Raw genomic sequence first — 13,269 nt, forward strand, 5'->3', positions numbered from 1 at the left:
TCACTGTAAGTAACTTTGCCGCTCCTGTAGGTTGCGAAGCGTCCCCGAGCAGGAAGGCGTGTCCGGTCGATGCAACCGTTCGAGCTGCCCGACTTCTACGTCCCGTATCCCGCCCGGCTGAACCCGCACCTGCAGCAGGCGCGCGCGCACAGCACGGCCTGGGCCCGCGAGATGGGCATGCTCGACGACAGCCGCGACCCCGGGACGCCCGACATCTGGGACGAGGCCGCGCTCGACGCGATGGACTACGCGCTCCTGTGCGCCTACACCCATCCTGACTGCGACGGCCCCGAACTCGACCTCGTCACCGACTGGTACGTCTGGGTCTTCTACTTCGACGACCACTTCCTCGAGGTGTTCAAGAAGCCGCAGGACCAGCCCGGCGCCCGCGCCTACCTCGACCGGCTCCCGGCGTTCATGTCGCTCGACCCGCCCGAACCGCGCAACGCCGTCGAGCGCGGCCTCGCCGACCTGTGGGCCCGCACCGTCCCCGCCCGGTCCGTCGCCTGGCGGTGCCGGTTCGCCGAGAGCACCGACGCGCTGCTCCGCGAGTCGCTGTGGGAGCTGTCCAACATCAGCACCGGTCGCGTCCCGAACCCCGTCGAGTACGTCCAGATGCGCCGCAAGGTCGGCGGCGCCCCCTGGTCGGCGGACCTCGTCGAGCACGCCGCCGGCGTCGAGGTGCCCGCCCGGCTCGCCGGCACCCGGCCGCTGCGCGTGCTCAAGGACGCCTTCTCCGACGGCGTCCACCTGCGCAACGACATCTTCTCCTACCAGCGCGAGACGGAGTCCGAAGGCGAGATCAACAACTGCGTCCTGGTCGTCGAGCACTTCCTCGGCGTCGCGCCGCAGCGGGCCGCCGACACAGTCAACGACCTGCTCACCTCGCGGCTGCGCCAGTTCGAGAACACCGCGCTCACCGAACTCCCCCCGCTTTACGAGGAGCACGCGCTCACGCCCGCCGAAAGGGCCGCCGTCACCGGCTACGTGAAGGGCCTCCAGGACTGGCAGTCCGGCGGCCACGAATGGCATCTGCGCTCCAGCCGGTACATGAACGAGAAGTCCCTCGGGACGTCGGCCTCGCGCATCCCCGGCCTGCTCAAGTCGGCCCGGATCAGCCGCCCGCACGTCCCGTTCCAGAAGGTCGGCCCGACGCCCCTGCCGGAATTCGACATGCCGTACGAGGCCCGCGTGAACCCGCACCGGGAAAGGGCGCGGCGGAACGTCATCGCCTGGTGCGGCGCCATGGGCATGTTCGGTCCGCTCCCCCGCCATCCCGTCCCGCTCTGGACGGCGGACAAGCTCGCGGGATTCGACTTCGCGGTCTGCGCCGCGTCCCTCGACCCCGACTCCGTGCCCGAGGCTCTCGACCTCGCCACGCAGTGGCTGGCCTGGGGCACCTTCGGCGACGACTACTTCCCCGCCGTCTTCAACCGCGACCGCGACATGGCCGGCGCGAAACTGTTCCGCGCCCGGATCCCCGGCTTCATGCCGCTGGACTGCGGGCCCACGCCCGTCCCGGAGAATCCGTTCGAGACCGGCCTCGCCGACCTGTGGCACCGCACCGCGTCGCCCATGACCGGACGCGGCCGACGCCAATTCCGCGCCGCCATCGAGCACATGGTCGAGAGCTGGCTGTGGGAACTGCACAACCATCTCCAGTCCCGCATTCCCGACCCCGTCGACTACCTCGAGATGCGGCGGCACACCTTCGGGTCCGAGCTCACCATGGCCCTGACCCGCATCGGCCTTTCCCACGACATCCCCGACGAGGTCTTCACCACCCGCACCCTGCACGAGATCGACGCGTCCGCGATGGACTACGCCTGCCTCATGAACGACGTCTTCTCCTACCAGAAGGAGATCGAGTACGAGGGCGAGCTGCACAACGGCGTCCTCGCCGTCCAGCATTTCCTCGACTGCGGACGCGACGAGGCCGTCCCGATCGTCAACGACCTCATGGCCTCGCGCCGCCGCCAGTTCGAGCACCTCGCCACCGTCGAGCTCCCCGCCCTGGCCGCCGACCTCGGCCTCGACGACGCGGCCCGCGCCGCCCTCGACACCTACGTCGGTGAACTGCGCGACTGGATGGCGGGCATCTTCAAATGGCACTGCGAGACGCACCGCTACGACGAGCGCGAACCCGCCGGGAAGCCGGCCCGCCCGCTAGGAACCTCCGCGTCCCGCCTCTTCACGACGGCCACCGGCTGACCCGCGCGCACGGATGCGCTTCTCCAGCAGCCGGGACCTGTTCCGCTGACGCCGCTGCAGAGGCACCAGAACGGACGGGAGGAGCACGAGAAGGACGACGAGGGGACGCCAGTCGAGAAGCTCCAGGTAGAGGCCCAGCCCGCACCAGACGACAAGCAGGCCGACGACGGCGGGGCGCCATCGGCGCAGCCGGGCCCGGTCCGCCTTGCGGCGTTCGATGAGGGCGAGGAGCGGCTCGTCCAGGGCCGGATCGGCCGGCGGCCTGCCGGTGCGGAACGCGGCGGTCATGGCGACCCGCGCGTCGCGCGGATGCCTGCCGGCGACCCGGCGCACCCACCACCTGTTCACCGCCGCGATGGCGGTGAACAGCAGCGAGATGCCGCCGGCGGCCAGCGAGAACCTCGGCAGGCTCCGCGCGGGCTCGCCGCCGGCGAGTGCGATCGCGTCGAAGTACGCCGCCACCACGGCGGCGGAGACCAGCGCGATCACCCAGAGCGGCGCGGCCGCGAAACGATCTCTCCAGTTCGGCACGGCACCACGGTTCCCCACCGGCCGCCCGCGCAGCGCGAAATGACCACACCCGGCCGGACGGCGTGCGGCAGGGCGCGGGCGGCGCGTCCGGCGGCGGTGCGGAGGGCCGCGCCGGCCACCCGCCGGTGACCGCGCGGAGCGCCGCCCGACGGTGTCCCCGGTGGCGGGAGCCGGTTGGGCGCCGACCCGGCGGGTAGGGCGCGACCTGCACGAACACACGCATCGTGAGGGCGAGGCGCGAGTCGTCGGGGGGCGCCGTGCGGAGACGTTGGCGGAGGCGTGCGCGGGCGGCGCGCTGGCCGGTGGGGGCGGGCATCGCGCTCTGGCGGTGGCTCCGGACGGCCCGCACGACGCAACGGGGACGGCTCGCGACGGGGCCGGAATTCGAGCCGGCGCGGATCCCCGACCGCGGCGGCGACCGGGTCCAGGGGCTGCGGCAGGGGGTCGGCCCGGCGTACCAGCGGCGCTACACGGTCCGGATCGTCGGCAGCCCCCTGGACGCGCCGCGGCTCATGGAGCGGTTGCGCGCCGACGTCAACGCCGCGTCGCCGGTCGAGTTCGCCGTCTTCGACAAGGTCGCGGGGGCCTCGCCGCGGCTGGACCTCGACGACGAGTACGACGTGCACATGCCGGGGCCGTGGGACTGCCCGGTGCGGGTCGTGGAGCGGACCCCGCTGTCCTTCCGGTTCGCGACGCTGGAGGGGCACGTCGAGGCGGGCGAGATCGAGTTCCGGGCGTGCGACACCGAGGACGGCGAGCTCCGGTTCACCGTCGAGTCGTGGACGCGCAGCGGCGACCGACTGGCGGACGTCCTTTACGACCGGCTGCGGATGGCGAAGGAGATGCAGCTCCACATGTGGACGCATTTCTGCTGCCGGGTGGCCGAGATGTCCGGCGGGCGGATGGCCGGGGACGTCGAGGTCCGCACCGAGCGGACGGAGATCGCCGGGGACCCGCGGGTCGACGCGCACCACCTGACCGGGCCGGTTTCCGCCGCGCTCGCCCGGACGTTCACCGCGGTGGCGAGGGCGCGCGGCGGGCGCCCGCTGCATCCCCGCGGGCTCGTCTTCGACGCGACCCTGCGCCTGTCGGGCACGTCGCGGTTCTGGGGCGTCCCGCTGCTGGACGACACGGCGGAGCTGCGGGGCGTGGCGCGGCTGTCGCGGTCGGTCGGCCTGCCGTCGCCGTTCCCGGACGTCCTCGGGCTGGCGCTGCGCTGGCGGCGGCCCGAGGAGGACGGCGAACCGGCGACCGCCGAACTGCTCCTCGCCACGACGGGACGCGGGCGGCTCGGCCGCCACCTGCTCCGGCCGGCGACCCGGTGGGGGCCCGGCTTCTACGGTTCGCTGCTGCCGTACGCCGCGGGCGACCACCGCGTCCAGCTGGGCGCGGTCGCCCGGCGGGCCGTCCCGGCGGATCCCGCCGCCGCCCGGGACCCGATCACGATGGACCTGGTCGTGGCGGCCGGGCTCGGGCCATGGGAGCGGTTCGGGGAACTGCTCCTCACCGGGCCGGTCCGGACCGACGACGGCGAGCCGCTGCGGTTCAATCCCGTCCGGCACCCGGTCCCGGGGCTGCGGCCCGCCGGTGCGCTCCAGCAGATGCGGGGACGCGCCTACGACGCCGTCCAGCACGCGGACGCCCATCCCCGCGCGGGCCGGGCCGTGACCGGCCGGAGGGGCGCCGTCCCGCGCAGGCGCCCGCGCGCACACCGCCGGCTCCAGCGGCTCTACGAAGGGCTGCGGGAGCGGCCGGTCAACTTCGAGCCCGGCGACCGGCCGGAGCACGCGGGGACCGGCGGCTGGCACATGGACGACCGCCGCCAGGCCCTCCCGCCGGAGCGTCCCGGGCCGCCGGAGCCGGACGGCAGCTGGGAGGTCGCGCGCCGCCTCGTCCGGGACTACGAGTTCGCCGACCCGCGGATCATCCGGAGCGCGTACCGGAGGAGCGCCCCCGCGCCCGGCGCCGACATGCTGCTCGAGGGCCGGTTCTTCGGGCTGCGCTTCCACCTCGGCGTCCGCGTCGGCGACGTCGTCGACACGACCACCGAGCAGGACGGGCGGCCGGTGCGGGTGTGGGGCTGGAACTACCGGACGCTGGAAGGGCACCTGGAGCGCGGCCAGATGGACCAGGAGGTGCGCAAATGGCTCGACACCGGGGACGTGGAGTTCCGGCTGCGCGCCTTCTCGCACCGCGCCCCGATCCGCAACCCCGTCGTCCGCCTCGGCTTCGAGCTCTTCGGCCGCCCGACCCAGCTCGTCTACCAGCGGCGGGCGTGCCGCCGCATGTCGCACCTGACCAGGAAGGAACTCGCGGCCCGGAGCCCCGCGCCGGCGGAGTGAAGCGGGGCCCGCGTCAGGCGGCGAGGGAGTCGCGGACGGTCATCAGCGCGAAGCCCAGCAGGTTCAGGCCCTGCCATTCGGCGGGCTCCTGCGCGCGGGGGTCGTCGGCGGCGAGGCCGATCCCCCAGACGCGGTCGAGGGGGCTGGCCTCCACGAGCACGCGGTCGCGGGTGCCGGCGAGGTAGTCGCGCAGCTCCGGGTCCTGGGTGAACTTCGCCCGGTTCGCGGCGACGACGATGGACGCGCGGCGGGCCGTCCAGGTGTCCTCGTCGAAGCCGCGGACGCGCCGGCCGAGGTCCTTGGCGGCGCCCGGGTGCGGCGCGGCGATGACGGCGGCGGCGGTTTCCGCGTCGCCGAACAGCCGGGCCTTCTCCGCCATCATGTAATGCTCCGCAGTGGCATAGGTCACGTCGCCGACGGTGAAAGGCGACGGCCACCATTGGCTGAGATAGCCGGGGCCCGGCTTGCGGTGCCCCCAGAAGAACAGGTACTTCGGGCGGGCGCCCTCCTCGTGGAGGCGGATGAGCTGCTGGACGTCCATGCCGACGATGGTGGCAGGGCGGGGGCCGCGGGGCGAACCGGTTTCGCCGGGCGGAATACGGCACCGGCGGCGGAGCGTTATGCACGGTGCAGCCCGCGAGGTCTAGACCATTTTGCTAAACCAGGTGGGTCATCGGGCAAGATCTCCTTATTTCGGTCGGCCCGGATGCCGAGAATCGCGGGCCGTCGTCAACGGGAGGACAGCAGTAGAAATGGACAACGCCCTGGCGAACCCTCGTCGCACCCGGATCTCGTCGTGGCCGCAGCGGCCCGCGGACGCCGACACCGAGCGTCCCCTCGACGCGGAGCCGGCCGCCCCCGAGGACGACCTCGCCGCACGTTGACCGGCCGGACGAGGCCGAAGACCAGGACCCGCCCGATGTTCCGGGTGGGTCCTGGTCTTTTCTCGTGTCCTTCTCCGCAGGTCAGCGTGGCGGGGCGGTGCTCTCGCGCAGGATGACGTGCCCGGCGACGCGCTCCAGGCGGCTGCGCCGCGCGGCCGGCTCGCGCAGCGCGAGGCCCATGACGTGCTCGCCCATCGCCTCCAGCGGGAGCGCGACGGTGGTGAGCGGCGGGGTCAGGTCGCGCACGATCGGGATGTCGTCGAAGCCCGCGAGCGACATCTCGCCCGGCACCGCGACGCCGTGGTCGCGCAGCGCGGCGAGCGCGCCGATCGCCATCACGTCCGTCACCGCGAACACGCAGGTCGGGCGGGGTGTGCGGCGCAGCAGCTCGGTCGCCGCGCGGTACCCGCCGTCGCGCGTGAAGGACTCCTCGACGATGTGCTCCTCCGGCACGGCGATCCCGGCGTCGGCGAGCGCCTCGGTGAACCCGCCGAGCCGGTCGGAGACGGTGGTGAGCGCGCGCGGGCCGCTGAGCACGCCGAAGTCGCGGTGGCCGAGGTCGAGCAGCGCGCGGGCGAGCGCGCCCGCGCCCTCCCGGTTCTGCGGCAGGACGGCGTCGACCTTGAGGCTGCGGTGCCGGCTGAGCACCGCGACGCGCCCGCCGGTGCGCTGGTAGGGCTCCAGCTCGGCGGCCATCGAGCGCTCCCAGTCGCGGTCCTCGAAGCCGGAGCCGATGAGCAGGATCGCGCGGGCCCGCTGGGCGCGCAGCATCGCCACGTACTCGATCTCGCGGGAGGCGTCGCGGAACGTGCTGGCCAGCATGACGAGCATCCCGTGCGCGGCGGCGGTGCGCATCACGCCGCGGGCGACGGCGGCGAAGTAGGGGTCGCTGACGTCGTGGCAGATCACCCCGACGGCCTTGCTGGAGGAGCCGGCGAGCGCCTGCGCGTGCGCGTTCGGGGTGTAGCCGAGCTCGGCGGCGGCGGCCAGCACCCGCTCCCGCAGGTCGGCTCTGACCTGCGACGTCCCGTTCAGCACGCGGGAGGCGGTGGCGAGCGAGACCTCGGCCCGCCGGGCGACGTCCTGCAGCGTGACGTACGCCCGCTCCCCGGTGCGCGGCTCCTCCGCCGCCTCGGTCATGCGTCCTCCTCGCAGGGGGCGCGTCCCCCGCTCCCCCGGCCGGGGCCGCGGCCGCTCCGCGCCCCCTCGCCGGCCGGTCCGCGGCGGGCCCGTTTCGCGGGACCCTCTTGACCGCGCCCGGCGCAGGTTCTTACGGTACCTCAGAAAGCGCTTTCTGAACGCGCTTTCTCGGCACGGTCCCGGAGGAACCATGGTGAGTCAGCATCTCTCGCGGGGGGACGACCCCCCGCACGCCCCGAACCGGTCCCCGCGGGGGCCGGGCACGGCGGCCGCCGACACGGCCGGGGTCGTCGAACGCGCCCGGCCCGGCGCCGGCGAGCGGCTCGCGGGCGCGCTCGAATCGGCCTGGCGGCCGGTCGCGCTGCTCGTGGCCTGCTTCGCCGCCTGGTGGGCGGTCACCGCGTTCAAGCTGGTCGAGGCGTACCTGGTGCCCTCGCCGTGGACGACGCTGAAGCTGATGGGCGACAAGTGGGGCTACATCTGGCACCACACGTGGGTGACCACCTACGAGACCCTGATCGGCTTCGCGCTCGCCGTCGTCATCGGGGTCGCCGCCGCGGTGCTCATGGTGTACTCCGGCACGGTGGAGCGCACGCTCTACCCGATCCTGCTGTTCGCGCAGGTCATCCCCAAGATCGCGATCGCCCCGCTGTTCGTGGTCTGGCTCGGCTTCGGCATCGGCCCCAAGATCGTCGTGGCGGTGCTGATCGCCTTCTTCCCGGTGGTGATCTCGATGGTCGCCGGGCTGAAGGCGGTCGATCCGGAGATGCTCCAGCTGTCGTCCACGATGGGCGCGAGCTCGTTCGCCACCTTCACCAAGATCCGCCTCCCGGCCTCGCTGCCGCACCTGTTCTCCGGCCTGAAGGTCGCGGTGACGCTCGCCGTCACCGGCGCCGTGGTCGGCGAGTTCGTCGGCGCGAACGAGGGCCTCGGCTACGTGATCCTGCAGGCCAACGGCAACATCGACACCCCGATGCTGTTCGCCGGGCTGCTGGTGATGTCGGCCATCGGCGTCGTGCTGTTCGTCGCCGTCGAGATCGCCGAGAAGCTGCTGCTCCCCTGGCACGCCAGCCGGCGCGGCGAGTCGGTCACCACGACCTACTGACACCGCTCCCTTCCCCCACCGCACCCGCCTCCACGAACCGGCCGCACGGCCGGGAGCTCACCCCACCCATGGAGGACCGTTCCATGAAACTCCGCATCCTCGCCGTCACCGCCCTCGTCCCGGCCGTCGCGCTCGCGGCCGCCGCCTGCGGCGGGGACTCCGGCGAGACCACCGGCGCCTCGGGCAAGAAGCTGAAGAAGGTCACGCTCACCCTGAACTGGTACCCCTACGGCGAGCACGCGCCGTTCTACTACGGCAAGAAGAAGGGCATCTACGAAAAGCACGGCATCGACCTGGAGATCAAGGCGGGCCAGGGCTCGCAGAAGACCGTCCAGGCCACCGGCGCCGGGCAGACCGACTTCGGCTGGGCCGACACCCCGGCGCTGCTCGCCGCCGTCGACAAGGGCATGCCGATCAAGAGCATCGGGGTGTTCCTGCAGACCACGCCCGCCTCGGTGCAGGCGTTCAGCGCCAAGAACCTCAAGGCGCCCGCCGACCTCAAGGGCAAGAAGATCGCCATCACCGCGGGCGACGCGCTGTCGCGCACGTTCCCGGTGTTCCTGAAGAAGAACGGGCTGTCGGAGGGCGACGTCCCGCTGCAGAACACCGACCCGGCCGGGAAGATCGCCGCGGTCATCTCCGGCAAGGCCGACGGCCTCGTCGGGTTCGCCAACGACCAGGGCCCGACGGTCGCGAACAAGTCCGGCAAGCCGGTGTCGTACCTGCGCTACTCCGACTTCGGCGTCAACTTCTTCTCCAACGGCCTGCTCGCCGGCGAGCGGAAGCTGAAGAGCGACGCCGGCCTGGTCAAGGACATGGTCGCCGCCACCAGCGAGGCGTGGAGCGCCGCCGAGGCCGACCCGGCCGGCGCCGTCGCCAGCATGGCCGGCGCGTCCGAGCAGCTGCCGCCGACGCCGGTCGTCGCCGAGCAGTTCAAGACCACGCTGACGCTGCTGCACACCCAGGCGACGCAGGGCAAGGCGCCCGGCGTCAACACCGAGGACGACTGGAAGCAGACGATCACGCTGTTCCAGCAGACCGGGGTCATCGGCAAGGCCGAGGCGCCCTCGAAGTACTGGTCGCCGCAGCTGGCGGCGCAGGGATGAGCGGACGGGCGATGAAGACCATGAGCGCACCGGGCAAGGCCGCGGCCGAGCAGTCCTCCGCCGTCCGGATCGACGAGGTGGCCGTCCGGTTTCGCAGCAAGAAGCGCGAGGTCACCGCGCTGCGCGAGGTGTCGCTGGACGTCCCGCCCGGGGAGTTCGTCGCGATCGTCGGGCCGTCCGGGTGCGGGAAGTCGACCATGCTGAAGCTGGTCGCCGGGCTGCTCAAGCCGTCGACCGGGACCGTCCGGCTGAACGGCGAGCAGGTCGGCGGACCGCGCGCCGACATCGGCTACGTGTTCCAGCGGGCCGCGCTGCTGGAGTGGCGCAGCGCCCGCAAGAACATCCTGCTCCAGGCGGAGATGCGCAAGATGCCCGCCGAGCAGGCGCGCAAGCGCACCGCCGAGCTGATCGAGATGACCGGGCTGACCGGGTTCGAGGACGCGCTGCCGCACGAGCTGTCCGGCGGCATGCAGCAGCGGGTCGCGCTGTGCCGGGCGCTGCTGCACGAGCCGCCCGTCCTGCTGATGGACGAGCCGTTCGGCGCGCTCGACGCGCTCACCCGCGAGCAGCTCAACATCGAGATGAACCGGATCTGGCGGGAGACGGGGACGACCGTCCTGCTCGTCACGCACTCGGTCGCCGAGGCCGCCTACCTGGCGAACCGGGTCGTGGTGATGACCGACAGGCCCGGCTCGATCGCCGAGGTCATCGACGTGGACCTGCCTCCGGAGCGGGACTACGCGCAGACCATGGCGCAGCCGGAGTTCGCCCGCGTCACCGGCCGGATCCGCACGCTCCTCGGCGCCGGTGCGGGCGCCGGCGCCGCGCTCGACTAGTCACTCCGCACACGACGAAGGCTTGGGAAGGAACGGGATGGCACGCAAGTCCATCGGGATCGTCATGAACGGCGTCACCGGCCGGATGGGATACCGGCAGCACCTCCTGCGCTCGATCCTCGCGATCCGCGAGCAGGGCGGGCTGCGGCTCGCGGACGGCACCGACCTGTGGCCGGAGCCGGTGCTGGTCGGCCGGTCGGAGGCGAAGCTGCGCGACCTCGCCGCGCGGCACGGGCTGGACGCCTGGACGACCGACCTGGACGAGGCCCTCGCGCGCCCGGACGCCGAGATCTACTTCGACGCGCAGGTCACCAGCGCCCGGGTCGAGGCGATCCGCAAGGCGGTCGCGGCGGGCAAGCACGTCTACACCGAGAAGCCGCTGGCCGACGACCTGGACGGCGCGCTCGCGCTGGCGAGGCTCGCCGACGAGTCGGGCATCAAGCACGGCGTGGTGCAGGACAAGCTGTTCCTGCCGGGCCTGCTGAAGCTGAAGCGGCTGATCGACGGCGGGTTCTTCGGCCGGATCCTGTCGGTGCGCGGCGAGTTCGGCTACTGGGTGTTCGAGGGCGACTGGCAGGAGGCGCAGCGGCCGTCCTGGAACTACCGGGCCGAGGACGGCGGCGGGATCATCCTCGACATGTTCTGCCACTGGCGGTACGTGCTGGACGCGATCGCGCAGGTCAGGTCGGTGCAGGCGCTCGGCGCGACGCACGTCCCGGAGCGGGTGGACGAGGACGGCAAGCCGTACGAGGCGACCGCCGACGACGCCGCGTACGGGATCTTCGAGCTGGACGGCGGGATCGTCGCGCAGATCAACTCGTCGTGGACGACCCGGGTGTTCCGCGACGAGCTGGTGGAGTTCCAGGTCGACGGGACGGAGGGGTCGGCGGTCGCGGGGCTGCGGCGCTGCCGCGTCCAGCACCGGTCGATGACGCCGAAGCCGGTGTGGAACCCCGACCTGCCGGCGACGGAGGACTTCCGCGCGCAGTGGCAGGAGATCCCGGACAACACCGTCTTCGACAACGGCTTCAAGGCGCAGTGGGAGATGTTCCTGCGGCACGTCGCCGAGGACGCGCCGTTCGAGTGGGACTTCTACGCGGGGGCGCGCGGGGTGCAGCTCGCGGAGCTGGGTCTGCAGGCGTGGCGCGAGGGCCGCCGCATCGAGGTGCCGGAGCTGCACCGATGAAGATCGAGCTGCCGGAGCCGGACGGGACGCTCGTCCCGTACACGATGGGCGAGCCGCACGCCTATCCCCCGCCGCCCGGGCCGCCGTCGTCGCGTGTCGCGTACGCGGCGGCGCACGTGGTGGCCGATCCGTTCGGCGACTCGCTGGACTGGGACGCGACGCTGGCGTTCCGCCGCCACCTGTGGTCGTACGGGCTGGGCGTCGCGGAGGCGATGGACACCGCGCAGCGCGGGATGGGGCTGGACTGGGCGACGACCCGCGAGCTCATCGTGCGCAGCAGTGAGGAAGCGCTTTCAGCGGGCGGCCGGATCGTCTGCGGAGCGGGCACCGACCAGCTCCCGCCCGGCCCGGCCACGCTGGAGCAGATCACCGCCGCCTACGAGGAGCAGCTCGGCGTCATCGAGGGCGCCGGGGCCGTCCCGGTGCTGATGGCGAGCCGTCACCTCGCCGCCGCCGCGCGCGGGCCGGAGGACTACGCCGCGGTGTACGGGCGGCTGCTGCCGCAGCTGCGCGGCCCGGCCGTCCTGCACTGGCTCGGCCCGATGTTCGACCCGGCGCTGGAGGGCTACTGGGGCTCGTCCGACCTGGACGCCGCCGCCGACGCGGTGCTGGCGTTGATCCGCGAGCACGCCGCGTCGGTCGACGGCGTCAAGATCTCGCTGCTGGACGCCGGCCGGGAGATCGCGTTCCGGCGGCGCCTGCCGTCCGGCGTGCGGCTCTACACCGGCGACGACTTCAACTACCCGGAGCTGATCAAGGGGGACGCCGAGGGGCACAGCGACGCGCTGCTCGGGATCTTCGACCCGATCGCCCCGGCGGCCGCCGCCGCGCTGCAGGCCCTCGACCAGGGCTCGGACGCCTACGACGAGATCTTCGCACCGACCCTGCCGCTCGCCCGGCACCTCTTCGAGACGCCCACCTTCTACTACAAGACCGGCGTCGTGTTCCTCGCCTGGCTGGCCGGGCACCAGCGGCACTTCCGGATGGTCGGCGGGCTGGAGTCGGCGCGGTCCGTCCCGCACCTCACCCGGCTGTTCCGGCTTGCCGACGCCGCCGGGCTCCTCCCCGACCCCAACCTGGCCGCGTCCCGGATGCGCGCCTGGCTGACCGTCCAGGGGGCCGCGTGACCAGGTTCAGCCTCAACCAGTGGACGACCCGCCACTGGGCCATGCCCGATCTGCTCGCGGGCTGCGCGTCCGCCGGCGTGACGGGCGTCGGCCTGTGGCGCGAGCCGGTCGCCGAGTACGGGCTGGCGCGCACCGCCAAGCTCGTCCGGGACCACGGTCTCGCGGTCACGTCGCTGTGCCGCGGCGGCTTCTTCCAGCAGCCGGACGCCCTGGACGACAACCGGCGCGCGATCGAGGAGGCCGCGGCGCTCGGCACCCCGGTCCTGTGCCTGGTCAGCGGCGGCCTGCCCGACGGGTCGCGGGACCTGGACGGCGCCCGGTCGCGGGTCGCGGACCTGCTCGGCGAGCTCGCGCCGTACGCGGGCGAGCACGGCGTCCAGCTCGCCCTGGAGCCTCTGCACCCGATGTACTGCTCGGACCGGTGCGTCGTCTCGACCCTCGCCCAGGCCCTCGACATGGCCGCGCCGTTCCCGTCCGCCCAGGTCGGCGTCATGGTCGACACCTACCACCTGTGGTGGGACCCGGACGTGTGGGACGGCATGGCGCGCGCGGGCGCGGAGGGCCGGATCTCGCTGTTCCAGGTCGCGGACTGGGTGACGCCGCTGCCCGAGGGCGTCCTCACCGGACGCGGCATGCTCGGCGACGGCCGCATCGAGCTGCGCCGCTTCCGCGAGGCCGTCGACGCGACCGGCTACACCGGCCCGATCGAGGTCGAGATCTTCAACGACGAACTCTGGGCGATGCCCGGCCCCGATGCCCTCGCCCTGGCCCTGTCCCGCTACGCCCAGCACGTCGCATGAC

At 73.0% G+C, this 13,269-nt stretch carries 12 protein-coding genes; 9 read left to right on the forward strand and 3 right to left on the reverse strand.

The genetic code is table 11. From position 1 onward, the window contains the following. Positions 1 to 69 precede the first annotated feature (69 nt). On the forward strand, positions 70 to 2,211 hold the full coding sequence (locus tag J4709_RS13710; protein WP_208240856.1) for a terpene synthase family protein: 2,142 nt from the start codon (positions 70 to 72) through the stop codon (positions 2,209 to 2,211). Here the strand turns inward: J4709_RS13710 and J4709_RS13715 are convergent. After that, entirely contained in the window at positions 2,167 to 2,742 is a 576-nt protein-coding gene (locus tag J4709_RS13715; RefSeq protein ID WP_208240857.1) for a hypothetical protein, read from the reverse strand. The genes J4709_RS13710 and J4709_RS13715 overlap by 45 nt on opposite strands. Positions 2,743 to 3,044: 302 nt before the next feature. On the opposite strand from J4709_RS13715, the gene J4709_RS13720 reads away from it, so the two are divergent. Beyond that, on the forward strand, positions 3,045 to 5,084 hold the full coding sequence (locus J4709_RS13720) for a DUF1990 family protein (protein WP_208240858.1): 2,040 nt from the start codon (positions 3,045 to 3,047) through the stop codon (positions 5,082 to 5,084). A 13-nt stretch (positions 5,085 to 5,097) separates the two neighbouring features. On the opposite strand, the gene ybiA is transcribed toward J4709_RS13720, so the two are convergent. Then, the gene (ybiA, locus tag J4709_RS13725) at positions 5,098 to 5,625 is read right to left on the reverse strand and encodes a riboflavin biosynthesis intermediates N-glycosidase (protein WP_208240859.1); all 528 of its coding nucleotides are present in this window, start codon (positions 5,623 to 5,625) and stop codon (positions 5,098 to 5,100) included. A gap of 211 nt (positions 5,626 to 5,836) precedes the next feature. On the opposite strand from ybiA, the gene J4709_RS54695 reads away from it, so the two are divergent. Continuing rightward, entirely contained in the window at positions 5,837 to 5,968 is a 132-nt protein-coding gene (locus J4709_RS54695; protein ID WP_269757182.1) for a hypothetical protein, read from the forward strand. 81 nt (positions 5,969 to 6,049) lie between these two features. Here the strand turns inward: J4709_RS54695 and J4709_RS13730 are convergent, their stop codons facing one another. Further along, positions 6,050 to 7,108 carry a LacI family DNA-binding transcriptional regulator gene (locus J4709_RS13730; RefSeq protein ID WP_208240860.1) on the reverse strand — a complete coding sequence of 353 codons (1,059 nt, stop codon included), beginning with the start codon at positions 7,106 to 7,108 and terminating at the stop codon, positions 6,050 to 6,052. A 190-nt stretch (positions 7,109 to 7,298) separates the two neighbouring features. Between J4709_RS13730 and J4709_RS13735 the strand changes: the two genes are divergently transcribed. From J4709_RS13735 to J4709_RS13760, 6 genes are all read left to right on the forward strand, one after another. Next, a complete protein-coding gene (locus J4709_RS13735; protein WP_232383447.1) occupies positions 7,299 to 8,213 on the forward strand; it encodes an ABC transporter permease in 915 nt (304 codons plus the stop codon). An 83-nt stretch (positions 8,214 to 8,296) separates the two neighbouring features. Next, on the forward strand, positions 8,297 to 9,319 hold the full coding sequence (locus J4709_RS13740) for an ABC transporter substrate-binding protein (protein ID WP_208240861.1): 1,023 nt from the start codon (positions 8,297 to 8,299) through the stop codon (positions 9,317 to 9,319). An 11-nt stretch (positions 9,320 to 9,330) separates the two neighbouring features. Beyond that, a complete protein-coding gene (locus tag J4709_RS13745; protein WP_208240862.1) occupies positions 9,331 to 10,155 on the forward strand; it encodes an ABC transporter ATP-binding protein in 825 nt (274 codons plus the stop codon). 37 nt (positions 10,156 to 10,192) lie between these two features. Further along, positions 10,193 to 11,341 (forward strand): Gfo/Idh/MocA family protein, encoded by a 1,149-nt coding sequence (locus J4709_RS13750; RefSeq protein ID WP_208240863.1) that lies wholly within the window; start codon positions 10,193 to 10,195, stop codon positions 11,339 to 11,341. Beyond that, on the forward strand, positions 11,338 to 12,468 hold the full coding sequence (locus J4709_RS13755; RefSeq protein ID WP_208240864.1) for a dihydrodipicolinate synthase family protein: 1,131 nt from the start codon (positions 11,338 to 11,340) through the stop codon (positions 12,466 to 12,468). The genes J4709_RS13750 and J4709_RS13755 overlap by 4 nt, the downstream gene beginning before the upstream one ends. Further along, positions 12,465 to 13,268, forward strand: a complete 804-nt coding sequence (locus tag J4709_RS13760; protein ID WP_307801217.1) for a sugar phosphate isomerase/epimerase family protein — start codon at positions 12,465 to 12,467, stop codon at positions 13,266 to 13,268. The genes J4709_RS13755 and J4709_RS13760 overlap by 4 nt, the downstream gene beginning before the upstream one ends. The last annotated feature ends 1 nt before the right edge of the window (position 13,269 follow it).

The sequence above is a fragment of the Actinomadura violacea genome, from assembly GCF_017573465.1.
Taxonomy (GTDB): Bacteria; Actinomycetota; Actinomycetes; order Streptosporangiales; family Streptosporangiaceae; genus Spirillospora; species Spirillospora violacea.